The 26,133-nt window shown below is 62.7% G+C and carries 26 protein-coding genes; 11 read left to right on the top strand and 15 right to left on the bottom strand.

The window, feature by feature from the left end:
* Nucleotides 1-73 precede the first annotated feature (73 nt).
* Nucleotides 74-1,156, bottom strand: a complete 1,083-nt coding sequence (locus C483_RS17900) for a hypothetical protein (protein ID WP_006654773.1) — start codon at nucleotides 1,154-1,156, stop codon at nucleotides 74-76.
* Nucleotides 1,157-1,425: 269 nt separating this feature from the next.
* Between C483_RS17900 and C483_RS17905 the strand changes: the two genes are divergently transcribed.
* From C483_RS17905 to C483_RS17920, 4 genes are all read left to right on the top strand, one after another.
* The gene (locus C483_RS17905; protein ID WP_006654774.1) at nucleotides 1,426-4,299 is read left to right on the top strand and encodes a DEAD/DEAH box helicase; all 2,874 of its coding nucleotides are present in this window, start codon (nucleotides 1,426-1,428) and stop codon (nucleotides 4,297-4,299) included.
* 74 nt (nucleotides 4,300-4,373) lie between these two features.
* Nucleotides 4,374-4,763: a response regulator gene (locus tag C483_RS17910; protein WP_006654775.1), complete on the top strand. Its 390-nt coding sequence runs from the start codon at nucleotides 4,374-4,376 to the stop codon at nucleotides 4,761-4,763.
* Nucleotides 4,764-4,804: 41 nt separating this feature from the next.
* Nucleotides 4,805-5,452 (top strand): protein sorting system archaetidylserine decarboxylase, encoded by a 648-nt coding sequence (locus C483_RS17915; protein WP_006654776.1) that lies wholly within the window; start codon nucleotides 4,805-4,807, stop codon nucleotides 5,450-5,452.
* Nucleotides 5,453-5,774: 322 nt separating this feature from the next.
* Complete coding sequence (locus C483_RS17920; protein ID WP_006654777.1) at nucleotides 5,775-8,054, top strand: catalase; 2,280 nt, start codon at nucleotides 5,775-5,777, stop codon at nucleotides 8,052-8,054.
* 83 nt (nucleotides 8,055-8,137) lie between these two features.
* Here C483_RS17920 and C483_RS17925 read toward each other — a convergent pair whose 3' ends face one another.
* Nucleotides 8,138-10,381: an AAA family ATPase gene (locus tag C483_RS17925; RefSeq protein WP_006654778.1), complete on the bottom strand. Its 2,244-nt coding sequence runs from the start codon at nucleotides 10,379-10,381 to the stop codon at nucleotides 8,138-8,140.
* Nucleotides 10,382-10,571: 190 nt separating this feature from the next.
* Here C483_RS17925 and C483_RS21110 point away from each other — a divergent pair, with 190 nt between their 5' ends.
* Nucleotides 10,572-10,706 (top strand): DUF7128 family protein, encoded by a 135-nt coding sequence (locus tag C483_RS21110; RefSeq protein WP_006654779.1) that lies wholly within the window; start codon nucleotides 10,572-10,574, stop codon nucleotides 10,704-10,706.
* A gap of 63 nt (nucleotides 10,707-10,769) precedes the next feature.
* On the opposite strand, the gene C483_RS17935 is transcribed toward C483_RS21110, so the two are convergent.
* From C483_RS17935 to C483_RS21000, 5 genes are all read right to left on the bottom strand, one after another.
* Nucleotides 10,770-11,015, bottom strand: a complete 246-nt coding sequence (locus tag C483_RS17935) for a DUF7508 domain-containing protein (RefSeq protein ID WP_006654780.1) — start codon at nucleotides 11,013-11,015, stop codon at nucleotides 10,770-10,772.
* A gap of 1 nt (nucleotide 11,016) precedes the next feature.
* Nucleotides 11,017-11,457: a DUF5796 family protein gene (locus tag C483_RS17940; protein WP_006654781.1), complete on the bottom strand. Its 441-nt coding sequence runs from the start codon at nucleotides 11,455-11,457 to the stop codon at nucleotides 11,017-11,019.
* A gap of 110 nt (nucleotides 11,458-11,567) precedes the next feature.
* Complete coding sequence (locus tag C483_RS20990) at nucleotides 11,568-11,771, bottom strand: hypothetical protein (protein ID WP_241431534.1); 204 nt, start codon at nucleotides 11,769-11,771, stop codon at nucleotides 11,568-11,570.
* Nucleotides 11,747-11,950, bottom strand: coding sequence for a hypothetical protein (locus C483_RS20995; protein WP_006654783.1), 204 nt, complete (start codon nucleotides 11,948-11,950; stop codon nucleotides 11,747-11,749). Before C483_RS20995 ends, C483_RS20990 begins: the two co-directional genes overlap by 25 nt.
* Nucleotides 11,951-12,103: 153 nt before the next feature.
* Nucleotides 12,104-12,370 carry a DUF6498-containing protein gene (locus C483_RS21000; RefSeq protein ID WP_006654784.1) on the bottom strand — a complete coding sequence of 89 codons (267 nt, stop codon included), beginning with the start codon at nucleotides 12,368-12,370 and terminating at the stop codon, nucleotides 12,104-12,106.
* Between the two features lie 160 nt (nucleotides 12,371-12,530).
* On the opposite strand from C483_RS21000, the gene C483_RS17950 reads away from it, so the two are divergent.
* Nucleotides 12,531-13,460 carry a shikimate kinase gene (locus C483_RS17950; protein WP_006654785.1) on the top strand — a complete coding sequence of 310 codons (930 nt, stop codon included), beginning with the start codon at nucleotides 12,531-12,533 and terminating at the stop codon, nucleotides 13,458-13,460.
* Nucleotides 13,461-13,511: 51 nt separating this feature from the next.
* The gene (locus C483_RS17955) at nucleotides 13,512-13,838 is read left to right on the top strand and encodes a chorismate mutase (RefSeq protein ID WP_006654786.1); all 327 of its coding nucleotides are present in this window, start codon (nucleotides 13,512-13,514) and stop codon (nucleotides 13,836-13,838) included.
* A 483-nt stretch (nucleotides 13,839-14,321) separates the two neighbouring features.
* Here the strand turns inward: C483_RS17955 and C483_RS17960 are convergent, their stop codons facing one another.
* Both C483_RS17960 and C483_RS17965 read right to left on the bottom strand, forming a co-directional pair.
* Entirely contained in the window at nucleotides 14,322-14,675 is a 354-nt protein-coding gene (locus C483_RS17960) for a type II toxin-antitoxin system PemK/MazF family toxin (protein ID WP_006654787.1), read from the bottom strand.
* Complete coding sequence (locus C483_RS17965; RefSeq protein ID WP_006654788.1) at nucleotides 14,672-14,911, bottom strand: hypothetical protein; 240 nt, start codon at nucleotides 14,909-14,911, stop codon at nucleotides 14,672-14,674. The genes C483_RS17960 and C483_RS17965 overlap by 4 nt, the downstream gene beginning before the upstream one ends.
* 262 nt (nucleotides 14,912-15,173) lie before the next feature.
* On the opposite strand from C483_RS17965, the gene C483_RS17970 reads away from it, so the two are divergent.
* Nucleotides 15,174-15,767 carry a flavodoxin domain-containing protein gene (locus C483_RS17970; protein ID WP_006654789.1) on the top strand — a complete coding sequence of 198 codons (594 nt, stop codon included), beginning with the start codon at nucleotides 15,174-15,176 and terminating at the stop codon, nucleotides 15,765-15,767.
* A gap of 114 nt (nucleotides 15,768-15,881) precedes the next feature.
* On the opposite strand, the gene C483_RS17975 is transcribed toward C483_RS17970, so the two are convergent.
* Nucleotides 15,882-16,688: an aminoglycoside N(3)-acetyltransferase gene (locus tag C483_RS17975; RefSeq protein ID WP_006654790.1), complete on the bottom strand. Its 807-nt coding sequence runs from the start codon at nucleotides 16,686-16,688 to the stop codon at nucleotides 15,882-15,884.
* Between the two features lie 385 nt (nucleotides 16,689-17,073).
* On the opposite strand from C483_RS17975, the gene C483_RS17980 reads away from it, so the two are divergent.
* Nucleotides 17,074-18,102 (top strand): MBL fold metallo-hydrolase, encoded by a 1,029-nt coding sequence (locus tag C483_RS17980; protein WP_006654791.1) that lies wholly within the window; start codon nucleotides 17,074-17,076, stop codon nucleotides 18,100-18,102.
* Between the two features lie 51 nt (nucleotides 18,103-18,153).
* Here C483_RS17980 and C483_RS17985 read toward each other — a convergent pair whose 3' ends face one another.
* Nucleotides 18,154-19,734 (bottom strand): class I adenylate-forming enzyme family protein, encoded by a 1,581-nt coding sequence (locus C483_RS17985; protein ID WP_006654792.1) that lies wholly within the window; start codon nucleotides 19,732-19,734, stop codon nucleotides 18,154-18,156.
* A gap of 121 nt (nucleotides 19,735-19,855) precedes the next feature.
* Between C483_RS17985 and C483_RS17990 the strand changes: the two genes are divergently transcribed.
* Nucleotides 19,856-21,106, top strand: coding sequence for an acyl-CoA dehydrogenase family protein (locus C483_RS17990; protein WP_006654793.1), 1,251 nt, complete (start codon nucleotides 19,856-19,858; stop codon nucleotides 21,104-21,106).
* Between the two features lie 33 nt (nucleotides 21,107-21,139).
* Here C483_RS17990 and C483_RS17995 read toward each other — a convergent pair whose 3' ends face one another.
* Together C483_RS17995 and C483_RS18000 are read right to left on the bottom strand one after the other, a co-directional pair.
* Entirely contained in the window at nucleotides 21,140-22,288 is a 1,149-nt protein-coding gene (locus C483_RS17995) for a thiolase family protein (RefSeq protein ID WP_006654794.1), read from the bottom strand.
* A 70-nt stretch (nucleotides 22,289-22,358) separates the two neighbouring features.
* Complete coding sequence (locus tag C483_RS18000) at nucleotides 22,359-23,096, bottom strand: 3-hydroxyacyl-CoA dehydrogenase family protein (RefSeq protein WP_006654795.1); 738 nt, start codon at nucleotides 23,094-23,096, stop codon at nucleotides 22,359-22,361.
* A gap of 145 nt (nucleotides 23,097-23,241) precedes the next feature.
* Here C483_RS18000 and C483_RS18005 point away from each other — a divergent pair, with 145 nt between their 5' ends.
* On the top strand, nucleotides 23,242-24,255 hold the full coding sequence (locus C483_RS18005) for an FAS1-like dehydratase domain-containing protein (RefSeq protein WP_006654796.1): 1,014 nt from the start codon (nucleotides 23,242-23,244) through the stop codon (nucleotides 24,253-24,255).
* A gap of 82 nt (nucleotides 24,256-24,337) precedes the next feature.
* Here C483_RS18005 and C483_RS18010 read toward each other — a convergent pair whose 3' ends face one another.
* Together C483_RS18010 and C483_RS18015 are read right to left on the bottom strand one after the other, a co-directional pair.
* Complete coding sequence (locus C483_RS18010) at nucleotides 24,338-25,267, bottom strand: hypothetical protein (RefSeq protein WP_006654797.1); 930 nt, start codon at nucleotides 25,265-25,267, stop codon at nucleotides 24,338-24,340.
* An 80-nt stretch (nucleotides 25,268-25,347) separates the two neighbouring features.
* Nucleotides 25,348-26,133, bottom strand: a 786-nt coding sequence (locus C483_RS18015) for an APC family permease (protein ID WP_006654798.1), incomplete at its 5' end; no start/stop codon positions are given.

Raw genomic sequence — 26,133 nt, forward strand, 5'->3', positions numbered from 1 at the left:
CTGTCATAGGTTCGTTGGTTCGAACAGTGAACACGAGACAGGGCACTGTTGCGGGCAGGCTCGATTGGCGCTCTCAGGGCTGTCGCAGGGCGGCGATCAACAGCGCACCGAGCGCGGCGACCACCGACAAGACACCGAATCCAGGCACAGTATCGGTTGTACCGTCGTCAGTTCCGTTCGACGCACCGCTATCGTCGTCGGTCGAGTCGTCGCCACTATCGTCCGTATTCTCGTCTGTATCACCGCCAGCATCGGAGGCTGCATCACCACCAACATCGGCGGCTTCGTCACCGATTTCTTCGTCTGGATCGACCGGAATGTCGGCATCGCCATCGAGCTGGAGGACGACAACCAACTGTCCGTGCGAGCCGTCAGGGTGGTACGTCCAGCCACCGCCAGCCTCTTCATAGGAGACGGCCGACTCGAGTGGGTCGATGTCAGTCTCCCAGGCCTCGTGTGGGCGCTCGATGTAACCGACGAGGTTGATCTGGTCCGCGTGTTGACCCTCGATCTGTGCCTCGCCGTATTCGACGGTCTCGTCCTCGGGGAGACCGTGCCACTCGAAGCAGTGGGAGTCGAGGTAGCCGTCACCCTGTGGAAGGTCGGCGGTGGTGCCGAACTGGTCGGAGTCGAGCGGCCGGTTGTAGTTTTCGGACAGTGGATAGTCGACGACGAACGGGTCGATGTCGTCGTGCCAGGACAGCGAGTCGCCGGTCGGCACCGTGACGGTCGTGCCGGGAACAGAGCTCCCCTCGACGGGCTGGCCAGCCTCGTTCAGCAGCGTGACGCACATCTTTCCGGAGCCGTCACCGAGGTAGGGCATCCGGTACTCGTCGCGCGGATTAGTGTAGCTGATCCACTCACCGTCCGGGTCCGCCTGTTCGAAGTACAGGTCACCCTCTTCAGGAACCGGCTCGACGACTGCTTCTTCGGAGACGTACACCGTCTCGTCGTCGCTCTCTTGAACCGCTGGGACCTGTTGGCCTGCATCTGCACTCACACTCGCACTCGCACCGCCAACTGCACCGACGCTCAACGCGACGAGGGCGCCGACGAGTAGTACGAGACCGACAAGCGCGACCGAGTACGTGGATACGACAAGGAACCGTCTCGAACGAGTTGGAACCGATGACTGTCTTCGATCTGGAGGTGTCATTGCCGAGGGTTCCGGAACAGAGGCCGTAGATATAAGCTCCCTACCGCCGGGTAGGACCCGCATACCAGCGGACGTGTTCGCTTTGGTCAGCGTTGTTCGGGTTCATCTGCCGTCGGTAATGTGACCGATTCGATACAGCGAGCGCGATTAGTGTCGACGCAGTGTCGAACCGATGTCGAAGAAACCACGACTGTCCCTATAACTGTCCGTACAGTGCTGAGCGGCGCAGAACGTGGCCCTTATGCCTCGCTCGCTCATAGGAACGAGTCATGACTGAGGGGGACGTCGCGGCCTTTTCCCAGCTCGGAACAATGGTTCGCGGGGCGCTCTCCGAGCGCGGGTTCTCGACGCCGACGGCACCACAACGGCTGGCGATTCCGCCGCTCGCCGCCGGCGAGAACACGCTCGTCATCGCCCCGACCGGGAGTGGCAAGACCGAAACGGCCATGCTCCCCGTCTTCGACGACCTCGTCGACGAGCGCCCGGAAGGGTTCGGTGCGCTCTACATCACCCCGTTGCGGGCGCTCAACCGCGACATGCTCGACCGACTCGAGTGGTGGGGCGAGTTTCTCGACCTCGAAGTTGACGTTCGCCACGGCGACACGACGGACTACCAGCGCAGCAAGCAGGCCGAGGACCCGCCTGACGTGCTCATCACGACGCCCGAAACCGTCCAGGCGATGCTCACCGGTGATCGCCTCCGTGACGCACTCGCAGACCTCTCACACGTCGTTATCGACGAGGTGCACGAACTCGCCGCCTCGAAGCGCGGTGCACAGCTTGCGATCGGACTCGAGCGCCTCCGCGATCTGTCCGGCGGCTTCCAGCGGATCGGGCTCTCCGCGACGGTTGGCGATCCGGGCGAGGTCGGCCAGTTCCTCACCGGCGGCCGGCGCTGTGAAATCCGCGAAATCGATGTCGGGAGCAACGTGGACGTAACCGTCCGCCAGCCCGAGATCCGGCCAGAAGACGAACAACTCGCCGGGCAGCTGATGACCGAAGCCGATACGGCGAGTCACGTCCGACTGATTCGGGACCTCGTCGAGGAACACGAGTCCACGCTCATCTTCGTCAATACGCGCCAGACCGCAGAAGCACTGGGCTCGCGGTTCACCGAACTCGACCTCCCCATCGGCGTCCACCACGGCTCGCTCTCGAAGGAGGCCCGAATCGACGTCGAGGATCGGTTCAAGGCGGGCGACCTCGACGGCCTGCTCTGTACGTCCTCGATGGAACTTGGGATCGACGTGGGTCGGGTCGATCACGTAATCCAGTACAAGAGCCCCCGGCAGGTCGCCCGACTGCTCCAGCGGATCGGCCGCGCGGGCCACCGACGGGACGAAGTCTCGAGTGGGACCGTCGTCACGACCCGGCCGGACGACACCTTCGAGGCGCTGTCGATCGCTCGCCGGGCCCGCGACGGCGAGGTCGAACCGGCCCGAATCCACGAGGGAAGCCTCGACGTGGTCGCAAATCAGATTCCGGGACTCGTCCACAGCCGCGGTTCGGTGCACGTCCGGGACGCCTACGAGACGATCAACCGGGCGTACCCGTTCCGCGACCTCACGCCGGAGACGTTCCGCGAGGTGCTCGGCGAACTCCACCGCAACCGGATCGTCTGGTTCGACGAGGGCGAAGACCGCATCGAGACCTCCGGCGGCACCTGGCAGTACGTCTACGCCAACCTCTCGATGATCCCCGACGAGGAGACCTACGAGGTCCACGACATCGCCTCGAGTTCCCAGATTGGAACCTTAGACGAGCGGTTCGTCGTCAACTTCGCCCAGCCCGGCGAGGTGTTCATCCAGCGCGGCGAGATGTGGCGTATCGCCGAAATCGACGAGGACGAGGGCCGCGTGAAGGTCAGTCCGATCGAGGACCCCGCCGGCGAAGTCCCCTCCTGGATCGGCCAGGAGATTCCGGTCCCCGCGGCGGTCGCACAGGAGGTCGGCGAAATCCGTGCCGTCGCCGAACCACAACTCGAGACGGGTGCCGACGCACGCGCCGTCGGCCGCGAACTCTCGGGTCGATATCCTGGTGACGAGTACACCCTGACCGAGGCCTGCAGGCAACTCGAGCAGCAGGTCGATGCTGACGGTGACGGTGACGCCGACGCCGAAAACGCAGAGTCCTCGATGCCCATGCCCACCGCCGACCGAATCGTCCTCGAGCGACAGGGTCGAACCATCGTTCTCAACGCCTGCTACGGCCACATGGCCAACGAGACGCTCGGTCGCCTGCTCTCGTCGTTACTCGGCCAGCGCGCTGGCTCCTCGGTCGGCCTCGAGACGGACCCGTACCGGATCGAACTCGAGGTGCCCACGTCGGTCGCGACGAGCGACGTCCTCGAGGTGATCGAGGAGACGGATCCCGACCACGTCCAGGCGATCATCGAACTCGGCCTCAAGAACTCCGACGCGCTCGCGTTCCGTCTGGCGCAGGTCTCGGCCAAGTTCGGCGCGCTCAAGCGCTGGCAGGGCCAGGGCTCGGGTCGGCTCTCGAACAACCGGCTGCTCGCCGCACTCGAGGACACTCCGATGTACGAGGAGGCGATTCGGGAGGTGTTCCACGAGGATCTGGACGTCGAACGAGCGGCGGCAGTACTGGAGGGATTGCAGTCGGGCGAGATCGAACTCGTCACCCACCGCGGCCGGACGCCGGTCGGACAGGGAGGTCGCTCCTCGGGCGGCAAGGAACTGCTCGCCCCCGAAAACGCCGATGCGGGCGTGATCGAGACGGTCAAAGAGCGCCTGCAGGACGACCGCGTCATCCTCCTGTGTACCCACTGCACGGAGTGGAAGGCCCGGACGAAGGTAAAGCGCGTCCAGGAGCAGCCGAAATGCCCCGACTGTGGCTCGACTCGCATCGCCTCGCTGAATCCGTGGGCCGACGAGGTCGTCCAGGCGGTCCGTGCTGCGGAGAAGGACGACGAACAGGAGCAGATGACCGAACGCGCGTTTCGGGCCGCGAGCCTCGTCCAGAGCCACGGCAAACAGGCCGTGATCGCGATGGCAGCCCGCGGCGTCGGCCCGCACAACGCTGCCCAGATCATCAACAAGCTTCGAGAGGACGAAACCGAGTTCTACCGGGACATTCTCTCGAAGGAGCGAGAGTACGCTCGGACGCAGGCGTTCTGGGACTGAGCCGGAACTGTCTGAAAGAAATACTAAATCTGCAAGAAGAATTATTAGACGAACCTGTGTCACGGCTCTAGTAGATGCCATCTCACAGCGTTCTCCTCGTCGAAGACAGCGAGTTCATCACCGAACACGTCAGCACGGCGCTTGAGTCGACACACGGATTCGAGGTCGACGCCGTGACGACCGGCGAGGCGACGCGAACGGCACTCGCGGACGACGCCCAGTCGTTCGACTGCATCGTCTCAAGTTACGAACTGCCAGACGAGACGGGGATCGACCTGGCGGCCTCTCTGGAGGAGGAGTCGGTACCGTTCGTACTGTTTACGGGGAATCCACTCGAGCCGCTTGTCGACGAGGCGCTATCGGCCGGCGTCTCGGCGTTCGTGAGCAAGAGCACGCACGCGACGGGTGAGATGAACGTCTTCGCGAACCGGATTCGGCTGGCGATCGAGGCTCACGGCAACTGAGCACCGCAACGACCATACAACTCGCAGGTCTCACTACGGGTATGAACTTCGCGCCAGGAGCGTGGAAGTACGCGCTCGTTCCCCTTCTCGCCGCACCGTTCGCGTTCATTTTCAGCGTGACGGCGAGTGTCGTCGCGCTCGCGCTCGGTGTCGGGACGCTCGCGTTCTTCCGTGATCCCGAGCGGACGCCGCCGGCATCGGGTGTCGTCGCACCCGCAGACGGCACCGTCTCGGTGCTCCGCGAGGAAGGCGACCGCGTCCGTCTTGGCACCTTCATGAACGTCTGGCACGTCCACGTCGTCCGTGCTCCCTTTGCCGGTACCGTCACCGACGTCGAACACATCGACGGCGCGAACCGCCCTGCCTTCTCCAAGGAATCCGATCGGAACGAACGGGTGCACGTCGAGTTCGAGACCAGCAACACCGACGATACTGATTCGACGCCGCTGCCTGCAAACAGCCCAGCCACCGTCACCTTCATCGCCGGCGCGTTCGCCCGCCGCATCCACCCCTACCGCGAACCCGGCGACGACCTCGCTCGCGGCGACCGCCTCGGCCACATCGCCTTCGGCAGTCGCGTCGACGTCCTCTTCCCGCCGGCAGTCAACCTCGACGACATCGCCGTCGAACCCGGCGACTCGATGACCGCCGGTGAAACGGTGATCCTCGAGTCCGGGCCACTCGAGTAGCCGAGTCAAATCACGATCCGAAGCCGGCTTGCAACGTAGTGGCTCGACTTTATTCTCCTCCTGCTGGTCGATGGACAGGAGGCGAGCGACCAGCCGAGACAGTATCGCTTCGCAGCCATGAGATCCAGTGTGCCTGTTCCGTTCGATACCGGTATCGTCGCGACGCGACCCTGCTGGCGAGTCCCAGTGATCCTGCACACTCTCGCCGGACTCGTGAGGACGAGGACTGGTGAGAGACGGCAGGCGAGCGAACGAGCGAACGGGCGGACGGACGGCCGGCAATCAGTACCAGGCGAGACTGGGTCCCCGAAACCGAGCACACATGTCCGACACACCACACGACGATCCGGACGGTGGAACCGACCACGACCAGTCAGCCGAGCACGAGGGCGTTGCAGACGACGACATCCCTGTCGCCGACGGCGGCTCCGACTCGAGTACGCCCGGAACCAGCGACAGCCACGACGGCGAGGTCGACGAGAGCAGCAAACACGACCAGCTCGACGAGGTTCGCGAGAATCCCGAGGGCGAGGAGTTGACGAGCGACCACGGCGTCAAGATCAGCGACACGGATAACTCCCTGAAGGCCGGCGAGCGCGGGCCGACGATCATGGAGGACTTCCACTTCCGGGAGAAGATGACGCAGTTCGACCACGAGTCGATCCCGGAGCGCGTGGTCCACGCCCGCGGAACGGGTGCTCATGGGTACTTCCAGCCCTACGAGGATCCAGACCTCGGTGACGAGTACGACGATATAGAGGAGGTAACGAAAGCCAAAGTCCTCACGAATTCCGACCAGAAGACGCCGGTCTTCGTGCGCTTCTCGACGGTCGTCGGCTCGCGGGGGTCCTCGGACACTGTCCGGGACGTTCGGGGATTCGCGACGAAGTTCTACACCGAGGAGGGCAATTGGGACCTCGTCGGGAACAACATGCCGCCCTTTTTCATTCAGGACGCGATGGAGTTCCCCGATCTCGTCCATGCGATCAAACCCGAGCCCGACGACGGGATTCCACAGGCTTCTGCGGCCCACGACACGTTCTGGGACTTCGCCTCCCTCAAGCCGGAGATTACGCACATGATCATGTGGGTGCTCTCAGGTCGTGCCCTCCCGCGGGCCTACCGGATGATGCAGGGCTTCGGCGTCCACACCTTCCGGCTGGTCAACGACGACGGCGAGTCGGTGTTCGTCAAGTTCCACTGGACGCCGAAACTCGGCACCCATCAGCTCGTCTGGGACGAGACGACGAAGCTCTGGGGGAAGAGCTCGGATTTCAACCGAAAAGGCCTCTACGACGTCATCGAGGAGGGGTACGATCCCGAGTGGGAACTCGGCGTCCAGATCTTCGACGAGGAACAGGCCGAGGCGTTCGACTTCGACGTCCTCGATCCGACGAAGATCGTCCCCGAAACAGAAGTCCCTGTTCGGCCGATCGGCAAGATGGTGCTGAACGAGACGCCAGACAATTTCTTCGCCGAAGTCGAGCAGGTCGCGTTCCACCCAGGCAACGTCGTCCCTGGTATCGACTTCTCGAACGATCCGCTCCTGCAGGGCCGGCTGTTCTCCTACCAGGACACCCAGCTCAACCGCTTCGGCAGCGCCAACTGGGACGAGATCCCGATCAACCGGCCGATCGCCGAACGGCACAACAACCAGCGCGCTGGCTTCATGCGTCAGGAAATAAACGAGGGGAAGGTCTCCTACAAGCCGAACTCGATCGGTGACGACGATCCACAGGAGGTCCCCGCCGAGGAAGGCGGCTATGAACACTACGCCGAGAAGATCGATGGTAAGAAGATCAGAAACCGCAGCGACAGCTTCGAGGACCACTTCACGCAGGCACGGCTGTTCTGGAACAGCATGTCCGAGCCGGAGAAGCAGAACATCGTCGACGCCGCCCACTTCGAACTCGGCAAGGTCGACCGCATGGAGATCCGCGAGCGGATGGTCTACGACCTGTTCAACAACGTCGACCACGAATTCGCGAAACGCGTCGCCGAAGGGATCGGGGTCGAGCCACCCGAATCACCTGGCGACGAGCTGCCGGACCACGACAGAGAGGACCCGTCGCTGAGCATGGAAAACCGGACCCCGGACACGATCGAGACCCGCAAGATCGCGATGCTGATCGACGACGGTTTCGACGACGACCACGTCTCGGAGCTTCGATCTGCTCTGGAAGACGAGGGTGCTCGAGTGAAGATCATCTCGACGGTCCTCGGCGAGAAGTCGGGGGCCAACGGTGAGACGGTCGAACCGGACAAACACCACGTCGCGGCGGCCTCGGTTTCGTTCGACGCGGTCCTCGTTCCCGGCGGCAGCGAGAGCGTTGACGCAATGAGCCAGCAGGGCGATCCGAAACACTTCGTCGCCGAGGCGTTCAAACACTACAAGCCGATCGCCGCAGTCGGCGAGGGAACAGAACTGCTCGAGACGGTCGATCTGCCGGACACCGACATCGCCGACGATGGCGACCTCGTCTCGGACACCGGCGTCGTCACCTGTCGCAACGACGATTTGGACCAGTTCGCCGACGAGTTCGTCGACGCGATCGCACAGCACCGCCACTGGGATCGGGATCCAGAGGGAGTTCCGGCCTAGACATAGCGGCCCCAGGCGTCGAGCAGGTGTCCGTCACCACGATTTCCGTCTCGGTGGTGGTCGGAGGCGACTCCCTAGCAGTACTAGACGTCCACGTCCTCGCGGGCCGACTCGAGATGCCGACGCTCGACGACGACCTGGTCCGCCCGCTCGTTCGCTTCCTCGGGACTGTACTCGTCTGCCACCTCGCGGATCGCCTTCATCGAGGCGTCTCGAACGAGTGCCTCCAGATCCGCACCGGTGTAGCCCTCGAGTTCACCCGCAAGTTCCGCGAGATCCACATCGTCGCCAAGCGGCTTGCCGCGGCTGTGGACCTCAAGGATCTTCTCGCGGGCCGGGCGGTCGGGTTCGCCGACATAGACGTGGGTGTCGAGCCGGCCTGGTCGCAGCAGGGCAGGATCGATCTGGTCCTTGCGGTTGGTCGCCGCGAGCACGACGAGGTTCGGGTTCTCGCGCATGCCATCGAGTTCGGTGAGCAGCTGGCTCACGACCCGTTCGGTCACCTCGTGTCCCTCCCCACGGGCAGCGGTGATGGCGTCGATTTCGTCGAAGAAGACGATGGAGGGGGCGGCCTGACGGGCGCGCTCGAACACCTTGCGGATGGCCTTCTCGCTTTCGCCGACGTAGCGGTCGACGATTTCGGGGCCATCGACGCGGACGAAGTTAACATCCGTCTCGCCGGCCAGCGCGCGGGCGAGCAACGTCTTCCCGGTGCCGGGCGGGCCGTGCAGCAGAACGCCCGAGGGCGGCTCCGTGTTGGTCTCCTCGAACAGTTTGTCGTAGGTCAGCGGCCACTCGACGGATTCCCGAAGCGTCTGCTTTGCGGTCTCGAGGCCGCCAACGTTACCAAAGTCTGTGTCGGGCGACTCGGCGACGTACTCGCGCATCGCCGAGGGCTCGACCGATGCGAGCGCCTCGTCGAAGTGGCGCTTCTTCACCGTCGGATTCTGGTTCCACGTCGCAAGTTCGTCTTCGTCGGCCGGTCGGTTGCGAATCGCGGCCATCGCAGCTTCGCTCGCGACGGCGTCGAGGTCCGCCCCGACGAAGCCGTGCGTTCGTCGCGCAAGCGCGTCCACGCTGACGTCCTCCGCGAGCGGCATTCCGCGGGTGTGGACCTCGAGAATCTCCTTCCGGCCCGTCTCGTCGGGAACGCCGATCTGAATCTCGCGGTCGAAGCGACCGCCACGCCGGAGTGCAGGGTCGATACTGTCGACGCGGTTCGTCGCGCCGATGACGATCACTTCGCCGCGAGCGTCGAGTCCGTCCATCAGCGTCAGTAGCTGGCCGACGATCCGGTTCTCAGCGTCGCCCTCGTCGTCTCGCGTTCCCGCGATGGAGTCGATTTCGTCGAAGAAGATAATCGTCGGCGCGTCCTCCTTCGCCGTTTCGAACGTCTGTCGAAGTTGTTCCTCCGACTCGCCCTTGTACTTCGACATGATCTCCGGCCCAGAGATCGTCACGAAGTGGGCGTCAACCTCGTTCGCGACCGCGCGAGCGATCAGCGTCTTCCCGGTGCCGGGCGGGCCGTAGAGGAGCACGCCGGAAGGCGGTTCGACGCCGAGACGCTGGAACAACTCCGGCTCTGAAAGGGGCAACTCGATCATCTCGCGAACCAACTCGAGTTCCTCGTCTAAGCCACCGATGTCCTCGTAGGTGACGCCAGAGGGGGAACTCGAGTCGGCGTTCGTCTCGACGGGTCCGTCTGTCCCTCCTGGTGCCGGCGCACTCGAGTCGGTCGACGAGTCCTCGCGCTCGCTTGCACCTGTTTCTGTCGAGGTAGCCGCCTGACTCGTGCTGGCAGCACCGGACTGTCCGGCGATTCGGACTGTCGTGGAACTCGTGATCCGAACGTCGCCGCCCGGCGTCGTGTCGACGACGGTGAACGGCTCCTGGTCGACGCCTTCGACGCGGATCTGTTCGCCCGTTCGAACCGGGCGATTTCGCAGCGTCTTGGCGGCTTCGTGCTCTGCGACCTGGCGCTGACTGGCGGTGAGCCCCGGTGGCGCAGTCAGCGTCACGCGCTCGGCGTCGCGAATCGCGGACTTGTCGGTCGTGCGGACGGTGACCGTATCGCCGACGTGGACGCCCGCGTTGGCGCGGGTGTCACCATCGATCTGGATCGCGCGCTCGGGAATCGACGGGTCGGCGGGCCACATCTTCGCGACGGTCGACTTGCCGTTCTCGCCCTCGATGACGATCGTATCACCGCTCAAGACGCCTAACTGTCGTCGGGCCATCTCGGGGATGCGGGCGACGCCGCGGCCAGCGTCGCGCTTCTCGGCTGCTCGTACCGACAGCGTGACGCCGTCGGAATCCGACCCACTCATACCCAGTTCTTTTCGCTGGGAGGTCTTGAGAATTGCCCACTTCTGGCGGCGTACTCGAGTGAGACTGAATAGGGTCAACTGGAGTTAGTCGGGTCGAGGAGAGGCGGATCGAACCTGCGCCCGACACAGAGCGGCCCGCAGCCAAGTATGCCGGAGAAACGCATTTGGGCGTCGGTGTTGGAACTCCGATATGGTGGTCCAGACCGAACGGGACGACGCCACCTGGTACGAGTGTGAGACCTGCGGGCTGCTCTTCGACGAGAAGGAAGACGCCGCAGAGCACGAAAAACGGTGTGACGGAGCGGATCCGTCCTACATCCAGTGAGGATAACGAGAGACTATCAGTACAACTACAACTACAGCTACAACTACAACTACAACTGACAGCCTACTCGAGTCGGTCCCGATGCTCGCTGGCGAGTTCGCGAGCCTGATCCAGCGTGTGTGCTTCGGTCCAGCGGACGCGCTCGCCGTCGCCGTAGGCGAGCGCGGTCTTCAGTTCGTCGCGTAGGACGCCGTGGTCGACCGCCAGCACGGTTCCTGACTCGTCGCCGAGTTCGTAGACGCCGGGGCGGTTCGGCGCGCTGGCGACGGCGTCGCGGTCGAGCGACCGCCAGGGTTTCTGGAGTGGCATCTTAGCTGTCGGTCTCCGAGTCGGCGACGAGTTCGTAGGCGTGCTCGCTCATCTCGTCCTCGGCGAAGACGAACACTCGCCCGTCGACGAGCGAGAGGTCCGCATCGACCCGGATCGAGTAGGCCTCGGTCGTGACCGTCACGCCCGGGAACAGCACTTCCTCGTCGTCGTCGCTGAGCATGACGCGACCGACGCCAGTTCCCTCGAGGATGTCGTCGTGCGTGTCCCGGTCGTTGACGTAGGTCATGACGCCCTCGACGCCGTCGGGGTCGGTGACGAGGACGTGGACGTCCTTTCCTGGCGGCGTCTTGATCGACTCCGCGACGGGTTCCGGCGGCCCGTGATAGAAGACCTCCCGGCCGTCGAGATACTGGACGACGATGCCACCATCGACGAGGTCGACGGTGATCGTACTCGGGGCGACGTTGCTGCGCGCGCTCATTAGTCGGCCGTTCGGTCGGCGGTGGGAAAAGCGGTGCGTTCTCGGTGGTCGCTATCGGTGTGTTGCAAACACCAGGGCGGGGATCGACATCGACGCGACGGCGGTCACCGTCACACCTCCCGCGGATCGAACGGCACGAACCAACTCGAGAAGCCGCTCGGATCGTCTGTGAGTGCAGCCCGAAACTGCGACCACTCGACGACGAGTTTTCCGAACACGACGAGCAACACAATGTACAGGTCGGTCGCATCCGTCGCCGGCACAACGCCGACGAACTCCCGAAGGAGGTTCAGCGCCAGGAAAAGAGGATCCACCCGACCAGCGTAAGGAGCGAGAAAAAGCCAATCGCGAAGATGATGATTCGACAGGGGATCTCGAGTACCATATGTGCAGACAGTTCCTCGTACTGGTTCGTTCCGAAGTAGTTGCGGCGAAGCTCGAGAAGATGTGAGCCGATGATCGTGGCAGTAACGGCGAGCAGTGAGGACGACACCGTCGATATCACGGTGGTATGTAATCCAAATACGACAACTGGAAGGAGGAGAAAGCTAAGTCCCCAGATGAGCGATAGAGCGACGATCGTTGCATTTCGTGGATATATAGGCGGGAGCCGATCGCTCAACCGAATCGTGGCTGGCTCGTCGCCTCACTTCGATTCACACAGTTCCGTTTCCTCACTGACGCCAGGGAGGAAGAGACGCCGGTGTTCCAGGATTATTCGTTGACGAGCAAACAGTGCTGCGACGCCGTATACCAGCAGCATGACGATGACCTCGAGCCAGTAGATCACCACTACCTCGCTGGCGTGCCAGTCGAACCAGACGATGCCGACAACTGGAAGCAGGTTCGCCAGGAGAATCGGAACGAACCTGCTAGCGGGCGACTGGACGATCGATCGCTGGCCGACACCCATCGACGTACCAGTTCGGGAGTGTCCACTAAGCCCTACCTCTTCTCGACGATGGCGACTCTGTCCGGAACGTGTTCGGCCGTTCGTTAGACACCGGTTGACTGCTCCGAGAAGAGTTGTCAGAACCGCCAGCCGTAAATACACTCTCTGTGAGTGTGTTCGTATGGATGGTCGCGCCGTCGCACCCGCTGCCGGAACCGTTCTCAACGCGCTCGCAACGGGCACCGGTTCGGCGTTCGCGATCGACCTCGAGACGACTGCGACGGTCGAACTCGAGCAACGCGAGGAACTCGCAGAACGCGAAAACGGCACCGTCGATGGCCACATTGTGGGCCACCCCGACGCCGACACTGACCTCATCGAACGCTGTGTCGAACTCGTAATTTCGGAGTTCGCCGCCGACACCGGACTCGACCCAGAGACGACCGACGGTCGCGTCCGAACTGAAAGTGAGGTCCCACTGGCTGCCGGCCTGAAAAGTTCGAGCGCCGCCGCCAACGCGACGGTGCTCGCGACACTGGACGCACTCGGCGTCCGCGACACCGTCGACCGAATCGACGCCTGTCGACTCGGCGTCCGCGCCGCCCGCGAAGCCGGCGTCACTGCCACCGGCGCGTTCGACGACGCCAGCGCCAGCATGCTCGGCGGCGTGACGATCACCGACAACACGAGCGACGAACTACTCGCCCACGAAGAGTTCGACACAGACCAGCAGGCACTCGTCTACACCCCACCAGAGCAGGCCTTCAGCGCCGACGCCGACATCGACGCCTGCAAGCGCGTCGCGCCGATGGCACGCCTGGTCGAAGAACTCGCACTCGACGGCCGCTACGGCGAGGCGATGACCGTCAACGGATTTGCGTTCTGCGGGGTACTCGAGTTCCCGACGGGACCGATGGTCGAGGCACTCCCGGATGTGGAGGGCGTTTCGCTGTCGGGGACGGGGCCGAGTTACGTTGCGATTGGTGAGCAGGAGTCACTCGAGACTGTCCGCGAACGGTGGAACGAGCGTGACGGGACGACACGGATTTTGCAGTTGCGGACGGATGGAACACGTGTGCAGGACACGTCCCAGAGCGGTGAGGAGATATGAACTGGCGAGAAGGAGTAGCAACGAGACTTACCGACTGAAAGACGAGATATCATGACTCGAAACACAGCCACAGACGGCGGATCTGAGACGGAGAAACGGACACCGGAGGAGATGGACCTCGAAGAGCTCCGGGAGGAAATTCAGACGATTGATCGAGAGATTGTCGAGTTGATCGCCCAGCGCACCTACGTCGCGGATACAATCGCGGCGGTCAAAGATGAGAAGGATCTGCCGACGACCGACGAGAAACAGGAAGAGCAGGTGATGGACCGGGCGGGTCGAAACGCAGAGCAGTTCGACGTGGATGCGAATCTCGTGAAGGCGATCTTCCGACTATTGATTGAGTTGAACAAGGTCGAGCAAAGGGATAGTAGATAGCACTAAGCGGGTTTCTGAATGCGTGTACCGCCCGATAAGCGATTAGAATTTTTCCGATTGCTGTTCAGTTGGTTCGTGTTGAATGGTTTGAGCAGTAGACCGATCACCAGAACCAGCGGACACTACACGTGCATACAGGCCATGTATTTAATCAGTTTCATGGACCTTTTTCCATCCTATCTTCTAACTCCTCAATTCGGTTCAACATGTCCAATTGTGACTTCTTATACAGAAAGTAACGTTCACCTATAGTTAATCCAGATACGAACCCGAGAGCTGACCCAAATGCACCACCCAAAATATATCCAAATATTGCTAATATAACACCAGAACCAAACATAAGCACGTTTTTCGATGGTGGGGAATTTGATTGCATGAGTATTATATCCGACTTTTCTTATAAGGACATAAATAGATTATTCATACCGGTGGAAATTCTGACCTGTGGTGTCTTGTTTGACGATACTGATCACAGCAGACACGTCAGTCCAGTCCGAGGCTCAGTGTTAACGCTTCGTCCACTGCCTCCATCGTTTCTGTGTCGAGGCCTCCAAGTACCGAGTGAATCCGCTTTTCGATAGAAACGGCACGAATCTGGTCGAGACGAACAGACGAATCCTTCTCGAAGGGCGACTCTGCTGCTTCGACGAGAACCTCGAATGGATAGCCTCGATACGTCCCTGTCGCAGGGGCAACAATAGTCGTACTGGCATTTTTGTTCCCAACGTCGTTTTGGACGACTACTGCAGGACGAGTTTTCTTCATCTCGTGCCCTTCCGCAGGATCGAGCCGAACGATAACAACGTCACCGCGACGAACCTCTGTCTCCTTGCTCATTTATCCAGCCCGCTCCACGCTTCGTCCGACGTGTCGTCCCACTCTTCGGCAAGTTCTTCTGCACTCTCAGACGCCTCGCGATAGGCGGCGGCCAGTTCGTCCTCATCGGGATGGTTGGAGTCTACCTCAACGACAGCGACGGTTACGCGCTTGTTCGCGTACTCCGTCCCGAGATAGATTCGACCCCGGTCGTCAGTCTCGTTGGTCTGGAGGTCTCGTGCGTCTACTTTCGTCATGTTCCCAACTATATTCCGCTGCTGGATAAATGTTGCCCACTATTACCCACACCTCATATTTTCCGTGAGTCGTACCATGGATTTCATCTACCTGAACAAGGTCGAGCAACGCGAGAATCGGTAACACTCGCCAGAGATTTTTCGATAGCGTTCAGCAGCCGATTTTTGAATGGGGCTCTTCCTGTTGTCTGCTTGAACAAGGTGGGGTAGATACGTCGGCCCTTTATCGGCGTGGACGTTGTATGAGAATCGATCATCACTCATGCTATCGTTCCTCATTTACTACGGCACTGGGGAGGGCCAGACGGCCACTGTTGCCGACCGAATCGCCGACGTACTTCGTGACCGTGGTCACGACGCGACCGCGATCAACGCCGCGGAAGATTCGGGAAGTCGTGATCTCGAGTCGTTCGACGCCGTCCTCGTTGGAGCATCGGTACACATGGGAACGCATCAGTCGGCGGTGAGTGAGTTCGTCCGTACCGAACGCGAGGCGCTGGCGTCGCGACCGACGGCGTTTTTCCAACTCTCGCTTGCGTCAGCCGTCGACGACGAGTCAGCACGGGCGGACGCAGCGGAATACGTCGATGAGTTCCTCGAGAAGACCGACTGGCAGCCGGATCGAATCGGACTCTTCGGCGGCGCACTTCGGTACTCGAAGTACGGCTTCCTCAAACGGCTCGTGATGAAACGAATCGCGAAGGGAGCGACCGGCGATAGCGACACGTCCCAGGATTACGAGTACACGGACTGGCACGAGGTCGAGGCGTTCACCGCCGACTTCGCTGCGTTCGTCGAGGGGCGGCTCGATGCACCGGCAGCCTCCGATCGAACCCAGGAGCAGGACCGAGCGTAACACACCAGCTGGCTGGGACTCCGTTCACGAAGACAACTCAGAATCGGCGTACTCGAGTACCCCACCGACACTCGAGACGGACGGCGAGTCGTGATCGAAATCAATTCACAGGACTCACCGGTTCGCTTCGAACCACTCCGTCGCGAAGTCGACGAGCGCCGGTTGCTCGAGTAGGGTTGCCGTCGCAGCGCCAACGACACCCTCGCGAGAGTCGTGCTGGGCTTCGAACGCGGCGCCGACTTCCGGGAAGTCGTCAGTGGACGTCTCGAGTTCCTCGATGTCACGCAGGACTCGGTCGCCGTCCTCGAGGATCGGCACGGTTGTCGTCGTGGTTCCGAGATCGAGATCGGCGCGGTACTCGGCCAGATGCAGCGACGTGTTGGTGCTGTAGTCGGTCCCGAGCATGAGTACGGCACCGTCTTGCTCGTAGACGGACGCGAGCGGGGACTCCTCGCCGAGTCCGTAGTCGAGCGGGTGGTCGGCGACGATCTCCTCGGCCTCCGCACCCCACGCTGCCACCGAGTAGATCGGGTGTGAACTCCGGACGACATCGGTGTAGGTTCGGAAACACTCCGGGATCGCGCCCATGCCTCGCGTCGGTGTTGCGGCTGGCCGAAATGCGGGTCGCTCCGTCCGGATCGTCTCGATCCAGTCCGACGGAACGGGTGGATTCGACCAGACGGATGGATCGGAGTACTGTGACGTGTGCGTTGGCATCACGAGCGTTCCGTCGGGAGTCACGGCGTTCTGGAGCGCCTCGACGGCGGCCTGGGCGTCGCCTGCGACCCAGCCCAGCGACGAGAGCGAGGAGTGAACGAGAAGGGTCTGTCCCGGCTCTACGCCCAGATAGCGTAAATCTTCAGTCAGCGACGAGACCGTACACGGCTCCTGCACGCGATCGACAGCGTCTGCTTCGCCCATAGATCTCACTAACGGGGAGTGATTGTAATTTCTCCGATTATACTTTGGAACGAAGGAGGGAATCGTTCTCTGTGTATGATACCTCAAAAGTCGAAGTATACTGAAGGAGTATAGTGGCTGAGAGTATTGACGTTACTACTGAGACAGAAAAGTACTGTCGCAACCGTGAATTATCTGAGTTGCTCTTTTCTGGATGGGAGAAGACCGCTGTTGTACATGACTGTCTTGCATAGGATTCTTTTTGGAGACCAGTACAGGCCTTCTCGAACACTCTCTATGAGTGGTGTTTCGACGTTTTACTAGACAGTTTGTCAGTTTTAATGATGGCTGTTCACACTCGCCGTAAGACCGACTTTTAAATAATGAGACACCGTCGTCTGCGACGATGGAGACGACGGACGAGCGTTCGCCACCTCAGCGTGGTGAGCGCGTCGAGCGACTCGAGTTCACCGTCGAGTGGCCGCCGAATCATGCCGCCGCGTATCTCATCGATGGGCCAACAGGAGAACGGGTGCTCGTCGATGCGGGACCACCCGGCGAGCAGGCAACGGAGACGATGCGAACCCAGCTGAAGGGACTCGGCGTCGCCCTCGAAGCGATCGATGCAGTCGTTATTACGCATCCCCACAGCGACCACATCGGACAGGTACCGGCGCTGCGCACGGCTGATGTGACTGTCTACGCGCCAGCACCCGCACTCGAGCAGGTCCGACGCGACGCAGACGACCTCGCGGCGCGGGTCCGCGAGACGACTCGTTCCGCGGGCTACGAGAACGACGCACTCGAGCGCGAGGTCGAGCGCGCACGGCACTCGCTCGAGCGGAACCGACGACTGCTCGACCCTGACGACGCGATTGGCTTTTCGTTCGAGGACTCGTTTCGTGTGGGGGGACTCGAGTTCGAGCCGATTCACACGCCGGGCCACCAGGTGCATCACGCGAGTCTCGCGGCGAGTATCGGCGGCAAGCGGGTGCTGTTCAGCGGCGATGCGCTCATCGAGCCGTTTCGGGCGGGTGCACTGCACGTCGGACTCGACGACGGTGCGTACGAGGCGGTCGAGGCGTTCGGTGCGGGACTAGGGCGACTCGAAAATGAGGCTGCCGCGCGGTCGTTCGAGCGGGTCTTTCCGGGCCACGGGCCGGTCTTCACCGACGCCGCGGCAGCGCTCGCGGACACGCGGGCGGATCTCGAGTCGCTACTCGCATCCAGACGGGACGCCGTCGCGGCCGTCGGGCCGGCGACACCGCTCGAGATTACGGAGCATCTCTACGGCGACCTGCAGTATCCGGCGCAGTTGCTCGACACGCTTGGCGCGCTCGGGACGCTCGCGGAACGAGGTGAAGTGGCGTTCGACTGGTGCGATGGCGTGCGATACTATCGGGCGGTGGATGGGTCCGCTGCGCTGGATCAGTAATAGAGGTGTTCTACTGATGGGACGGAGACGGGGACGGGAACGGTAGTGACGCTATTCCAGTTTCTCGGGCTCGTCAGATCGTTCCTCTAGCTTGTACTTCTGAATCTTCCCCGAGGTCGTCCGCGGCAGTTCGTCGATGAACTCGACCTCACGGGGGTGTTTGTAGGCCGCGACGTTGTCGAGGAAGAACTCGGTGATTTCCTCCTCGGTGACGTCGACGCCGGGTTCCGCATCGGGTGTCGGAACGACGAACGCCTTCGGAACCTCGTTACGGCGTTCGTCCGGGATGCCGACGACGGCTCCCTCCGCGACGGCCTCGTGTTCGGAGAGGAGTTCCTCGAGTTCGCTCGGATAGACGTTGTAGCCCGCGGTGACGATGACGTGTTTCTTCCGGTCGACGATCTCATAGTAGTTCTCCGCGTCGCGGCGGGCGATATCACCGGTCCGGAAGTAGCCGTCGTCGGTGAAGGCGGCCTCGGTCGCCTCCGGACGGTTGTGATACCCTTTCATGACCTGCGGGCCGCGAACGAGGAGTTCTCCCTCCTCGCCCGGCGGGACTTCCTCGCCGCTGCTGTCGACGACCTTGCAGTCGGTCATTCGGAGTGGCTGGCCGATCGTCCCGTGGCGCAGGCCGAACGTCGAGTTCGACTGCGTGTGGGTCGCACCGTGGGTCTCGGTGAGCCCGTACCCCTCCTGCATGTCGACACCTGCAACCGATTCGAACTCCTTCTGGACCGCGACGGACATCTTTGCCCCGCCCTCACCGGCCATCTCGAGTGTGGTCAGATCGTAGTCGCCGAACTCGTCGCTGTTGACGATGTCGACGTACATCGCGGTGACGCCGACGAAGTGGGTGATCGCCTCGTCCTCTATCAGTCCCATTGCCGTCTCGCCGTCCCAGTTGGCGGCGCTCCGGAGGAAGACACGCCCGCCCTGAATCAGCGGCTGCCAGGCGGTGTGCGTAAAACCAGTGATGTGATACAGCGGCAGCCAGACGAGACTGCGGGTTTCCTCGGGTTCGAGGGCGCTTTCCTGTGAAAGCGTCGCGAACATCTGTGCCCGGAAGTTCCGGTGGGTCGTCTCGACACCCTTCGGCTTCCCCGTCGTTCCCGAGGTGTACGGCAATAGCGCGACGTCGTCGTCCGCCCGCTCGACGAACCGCTCCTCGCCGCGAACGGATTCGAAGGCGTGGACGTCGTCGTCGGTGCTCGCGACACTGATGACGGTTGGGTCGGTTTCGGCGTCCTCGAGTCCCTCCTGGAGATGCGGCAGGAGCGCGGCGTGGGTCAGGACCGCCGTCGCGCCGGTGTCCTCGAGTTGGTAGGCGAGTTCGCGCCGGCGGTACTGCGGGTTGACCGGTGAGACGGCGACACCCGCCTTGAACGCGCCGAGCGAGCCGATCAGGTAGGCAGGACAGTTCGGCAGGTAGAGCAACATGGCGTCACCGGGTTCGATTCCCAGGTCGGCGAGACCGCCGGCGAACCGGGCGCTCTCCGCGCGGAGTTCTTCGTGTGTGTGCTCTATTCCGTGGTACTCGATCGCGACCGCGTCGCCGTGATGGCGTGCCGTCTCGTCGTGCAACCGCGCGGCGTTGCCCTCTCTGGCCGCGTCACTGATGTCGTCTATGTCCATGCACCTGTATATCATACACCACTATTAAAACGTATCCCGATCCGACACGTCGGGTAGGAACTTTACATTGGTTTCTGGTGTTCGGGTATAGTTTTACAGTGGTGTGTGAGAATGCGTTCGTATGGAATACCACGATTCCGAGACGGCGAAGGCGGTTGCGGGCCGGGTAGAGTCCTTCATGGACGAGGTCGTCATCCCACGCGAGCGGGAGGCGCTTGCAACGGGCGAGCAGATTCCAATGCACGAAATCGAGGGGCTCTGGGAGGAAGCGAAAGAGCGGGATCTCTTCGCTCCGCAGGTGCCGGAAAAGTACGGCGGCCAGGGCCTGGACTTTAGCGATATGCTGCCCTCCTTCGAGCAGGTCGGGCGGTCACTCATCGGCGCGCACGCGATTCGCGCGAACGCGCCACAGGAGGGCAACATGCACACCCTCGAGATGGTCGGCACCGAGGAGCAAAAGGAGGAGTACCTCCGACCGCTCGTCCAGGGTGAGATGTCCTCCGCGTTCGCGATGACAGAGCCCAAACAGGGCGGGGGCTCCGATCCGAAGATGCTCCAGAGCACCGCCGTCAAGGACGGTGACGAGTGGGTCATCAACGCCCACAAGTGGTGGACGTCGGACGGGCTCGACGCCGACTTTTACCTCCTGATGGCACGGACGGATCTGGACGCCCACCCCTACGAGGGAACGTCGATCATCCTCGTGCCGCGAGACGCTGACGGTGTCGAAGTCGTCCGGAACGTCCCCCATCTGGGCGGCCACGGCATCACCGAACGCACCGGCGGCCACGCCGAGATGAAGTTCGACAACGTTCGCGTGCCGATCGAGAACACGATCGGCGAGGAGAACGCCGGCTTCCGGATCGCCCAGATGCGCCTCGGCGGCGGCCGACTCACCCACTGTATGCGCTACTCCGGGATGGCCGAGCGGTCGCTCGACATCGCGAAAGCCTACCTCGCAGAGCGTGAGGCGTTCGGCTCGACCCTAGAGGAGAAGCAGGCGCTTCGTCACCGGATTGCCGACGCCGAAACGCGACTGCACGCCGCCCGGACGATGGTCCGTCACGCCGCGCGCGAACTCGACCGCAGCGACGCCCGCATCGAGGTCGCGATGGCGAAGATGTTCACCGCGAACGTCACCCAGGACACCATCGACCTCGCGCTGCAGTGTTGTGGCGGCAACGGTATTGGGAAGGACCTCCCGATCGCGCACTTCTACGAAGCCGTCCGCGCGTTCCGTATCGTCGACGGCGCAGACGAGGTCCACCGCCGTTCGATCGCCCGCTGGGCGTTTGAGGACGTCGACGAGACCGAGATCGAGAACACGCTGCAGTTCGACGAGGACCTGCGGATCGACGAACTGGACGACTGAGAGAGAATCAGAACACAGCAAAAACAGGGCTGGTTAGACGCGCTCGATAATCGTCGCCACACCCTGTCCGAACCCGATACACATCGTCGACAGCGCGGTGTCCTGCCCGGTCCGCTCGAGTTCGTGTACCAGTTTCGTCAGTAGCATCGCGCCCGTCCCACCGAGCGGGTGGCCGTGCGCGATCGCCCCGCCGTTGACGTTGACCTGCTCCCAGGAAACGCCGGTCTCCTCGAGCCAGGCCGCGACCACGGAGGCAAACGCTTCGTTGACCTCGAAGAGGTCGATCTCTTCGAGTTCCATGTCGGCCTTCTCGAGTACCCCTTCGGTCGCGGGGATCGGACCGGTCAGCATCGTGATCGGATCGACGCCGACGACCTCGGTCTGGACGATGCGGGCCATCGGCTTCCAGCCGTGTTCCTCGGCGGCTTCCCTGCTGGCGATGAGGAGCGCCGACGAGCCGTCGACGATGCCGGAGGAGTTGCCCGGGTGGTGGACGCCGTTGCCTTCCTCGCGGAACGCGAGCGGGAGGCCGGCGAGCGTCTCGAGGTCGGTCTCCGGGCGCGGGTGTTCGTCCTGCTCGACGGTGATCTCTTCGCCGTCGAGTTCGGTTTCGACGGGGACGACCTGGTCGTCGTAGTAGCCCGCATCCCAGGCCTCGCCCCACCGGCGCTGGGAGTCGACGGCGAGTTCGTCGAGTTCCTCGCGGCTGAAGTCGTAGTTCTCGGCGATGCGCTCTGCGCCCTCGCCCTGATGAGTGAGTTCGTCGAAGTACTCGAAGTAGGTGTCAGTGACGCCGTCGCCGTCAGAGCCCATCGGCTCGCGAGTCATGTGCTCGACGCCGCCGGCGACCAGCACGTCGTGCTGGCCGGCCATGACGTTCGCTGCGGCGAAGTTGACGGCCTGCTGGCCCGAGCCGCACATTCGGTTTAGCTGGACGCCGGGAACGCCGTCGCCCCAGCCGGCGACCATCGGCGCGAGGCGGCCGATGTTCGCGCCCTGTTCGCCGATCGGGGTTACACAGCCGTAGATCACGTCCTCGACGACCTCGGGATCGAACTCGTTTCGCTCCTCGAGTGCCTCGAGTGGCTTCGCTGCGAGATCCTGTGGGTGAGTGTCGCGGAAGGAGCCGTCGCGCTTGCCGAACGGCGTCCGCACTGCGTCGACGATAACTGCCTCGTGCATGTGTGTGCGTCACAGTATTCCAGCGAGCACTATAGACGTTCCGAACGGCTGACTGCTCACATGGACGCGCTCACTCCCACTCCTCACCGATCCCCCGCAATGCGAACGGCCCGGCCGGCAGATTGTAACCCTCCTCGAGTGCTTTATCGACCTGTGCTTCCGTGGCGATCCCCTCGTCGACGATTGTCTGTGCCTCCTCGCGCATCGCTGCGTGACAGCGGTTGGCGACGAAGCCGTAGGAGCCCGGATCGTCGTCGATCGTGATTCGCGTCTTCCCGAGTTCGTCGACGAGGTCCTCGGCGCGGTCGACGACCGCCTGATCGGTTTCGGGTGCCTCGACGATTTCGACCATCGACATGATCGGCACCGGGTTGAAGAAGTGCGTGACGGCAACCCGCGAGGGATCCGAGACGGCGTTCGCGATCGCGGTTACCGAGAAGCCGCTCGTGTTCGAGTACAGCGGCTGCTCGTCGGTCACCGCATCGAGTTCGCGGAAGACCTGACCCTTGATCGCGAGGTCTTCAGTGACGGCTTCGATGACGAACGCCGTGCCTGCGGCCGCCTCCTCCATGTCCGTCGTGAACGAGATCCGATCGAGGATGTTCTGTTTCTCGTCCTCGTCGAGGTACCCACCCTCGACGGCATCGTCGAGGCCGTAGTTCCCGGAGACAAGTCGGTCTCGCGCCTCGTCTACCAACTCGTCCGACAGTTCGCGAACGCGAACCTCGTAGCCGGCCCGCGCGAGCACTTGTGCGATTCCCGCTCCCATGATCCCGCCGCCGATCACTGCAACTGGTCCCTGTGACATGCTATCGACACCACTGTGTGTTCTGTTAACGCTTTTGGTCGCGCCGCAGATCCGCCGGTGGGCGTACGCTTATGGGGTCGTTGTTCGAATCTCACGACAATGGCTACACGCTCCGCAACGATCCGTCGCGACCGAGGTGCGTCGAATGCCGACTAAGCCGCTGACCGAACTCGAGTCCATGGTCGGCGAGTCGAAGCAGACTGTCGAAAACTTCCGGATTGAGGCGGGGAAAGTCGAAGAATTCGCTCGCGCGATCACGGACACGAACCCGGTGTTCAGAGACGAGGCCGTCGCACGAGAGCGCGGTTTCGATGCGGTTCCGGCACCGCTGACGTTCCCGCGGGTAAAGCGATTCCCGCGGTATCAGGTCGGCGCTGACGCCGAGGTGGACGAACGGGAGGAGGGCCACTACGGCTTCGACCTCGGATTTCGACCAGAGTACGTCCTCCACGGCGAGCAGGCCTACGAGTACGAGCGGCCGCTGCTCGTCGGCGACGTACTGACCGGCGAGACGACGCTCGCCGAGGTCTACCAGCGCGACGGCGGCCGCGCCGGAACGATGACCTTCGCGGTACTCGAGACGGCCTACCGTGACCAGTCGGGAGAACTCGTGCTCACCGACCGGGCGACGGCGATCGAGACGGAGGGGGCGATCGACGATGGTGGCGACGAGGACACGCCCGCTGGTGACGCAGCGACCACTCACGAGTCCGAACCTCAACCCCACTCCGTCGACCGTCCGCAATCTACAGCCGTACTCGAGTCCGGCCAATCCGGCCCGACCGTCCTCGCCGCCGACCTCGAGCGGCGCGACTTCGTCAAGTACGCGGGCGCGAGTGGCGATTTCAATCCGATTCACTACGACGAGCCGTACGCGACGGCGGCGGGCAACGAGAGCGTCTTCGGCCAGGGAATGTTTACGGCTGGCGTCGCCTCCCGCGTCGTCACGGACTGGTTCGGCCGCGAGACGATTTCGTCGTTCGGCGTGCGGTTTCAGTCGCGCGTCTTCCCCGGCGAGACCATCGTCGCGACAGGAGAAGTCGAGTCGGTGTCGCAGGACGAAACTGTCGATGTGACGGTCGAAGCCGCGACGCCGAGCGGGAAGACGCTTCTGACCGGGACTGCGACGGCGGATCTGTCGCGGTCGAACAGTCAGTAGCGACCGCTCAGATGCGAGTTCGACGGGGCCACTCAAGCGCGAGTTCGATAGGGCCATTCACGCACGAGTGCGACAGGGCCGCTCAGTCAGCCGTGGCTTCCGCCTTGAGTGCCGCCCGAACATCACCGTACTGGTCGAAGCGCTCGGCACCGATGTAGTCGATCGTATCCTGAAGATACTGGACGAGCTGGTGGCCGATCCGTTCTTGATCGTAGCCCTCGAACGGCTGCTCGTCATAGAGCGGGTCGCTCAGCAACCGATTCTCGACGTACTCATCGATCCGCGGCTCGTAGACATCGGCGACGATCTCGGGTTCGGCGATTGCGAGCTGTTTCATCACCCAGCGGCCGTTCTCGATGTGACGGGTTTCGTCCTGTCGGACCTTGCCGATCGCCTGCTGGAACGACTCGAGTACGGAGTCTCTGCCCATCTGGTCGGCCTTCAGTTCGATCATCTGGTCGAAGCTGAGGTAGCCGCCGCGGGCGAGTTGTGCCTCGACGATGCCCATGTAGTTGAGGTAGGCTTCTCCGAGGCTGTAGACGAGGTCAGTCCGGTCCCCGCTGTTGACCGCCGCGAGGAGGTCGTCTGCGGTGTCGTAGAGGTCGTCCGTGCTGTACCCCTGTTCCTGATAGCCGCCCTCGCGGTAGGGCGCGGTGTCCTGTGTGCCGAAGACTTCCTCGAAGTACCGGCTGAAGAGGTCGGTGTGTTTGGCCTCTTCGTAGACCTGCTGGGCGAGGTACAGCTCCTCCTGGACGGTGTCGAAGGGCAGCTCCTCGTTCGGGAGCGCGTCGAGTGCCATCATGTACGGCGCGAGCGTCCGCGTCACGTCCTCCTCGCCGTCGTAGAAGCCGGAACACGTCGCGAGAAAGCGGTGCTGTTCGGCTTCGGAGAACTGCTGCCAGTCCTCGCGGTCCTGCGTCAGGTCGTAGTCGTCCGGATCCCAGGTTCCCTCGCGCTTTCCCTTCCGGTACAGTTCGTAGGACTTCTCGCGATTACTGTAGTCGATCGGCATGCGAACAACTAACGTGTTTCTGGGAGATAACTGTTCGTCTGTTTTTCACGATTACATGAACGTCATGAACGAGATCATCCTTAGTCCTCTGCCCCAGGATCGACTGGATCGCGATCGTCTCGAGTAGCCGCCGTCTCAGCGTCGAACGTCTCGGCTGGGATGGAGCCGTCGCGAGCGGACGCACGACCGCTCCGTCCCGAGCGGGCGCGTCCGGAAGCGGTTCCTGTACTGCCGTCTGAAACGCGCTCGTGGGCGTCGAGCGACGTCATCGTGAGATAGAGCTGACTGGGATCGTGCTTTCGGAGGCGGTACTGATAGTAGCCGTACGCGAGCACGAACCAGCCGAGCAGGACGAGGCCGACGATCGGCTGCTGGAGCAGCGTGATCACCCAGAAGCAAGCCGTCGTGAGGGCCCCGCCGACGACGGCGAGCAGCAGACCGCGCGAACGCCGGAGTCGGAACGGTGCGTTCGCGTAGTGCTCGGGGAACTCGCGCGGCAGATTCCAGAGTCCAACGGCACAGAAGAAGTACGCGGTGAGACTCGCCAGGCCGATGAACGTCGAGAGGCCGACGATTTCGCCCGCGATGGGAACGAGTAAGAACGGCGGCAAGCCGAGGGCGAGCACCGAGACGTGCGGCGTGTCGAATCGAGGGTGAATGCGCGAGAACGATTCGGGAAGGATGCCGTCCCGGCTGGCTCGCATGAGCGTCCGCGAGAAGACGAGCAGCGTCGTGTTGACCGTCGTGACGACGGCGAAGATCGCACCCGCGGCGATGACGTACTCGCCCCACCAGGGCAGGTAGACCGACGCCACCAGCGCGAGGTCCGCCTCCCCGCCGAGTTGCGTGTAGGGAACGACACCGAC

Source organism: Natrialba hulunbeirensis JCM 10989 (assembly GCF_000337575.1).
Classification (GTDB): Archaea; Halobacteriota; Halobacteria; order Halobacteriales; family Natrialbaceae; genus Natrialba; species Natrialba hulunbeirensis.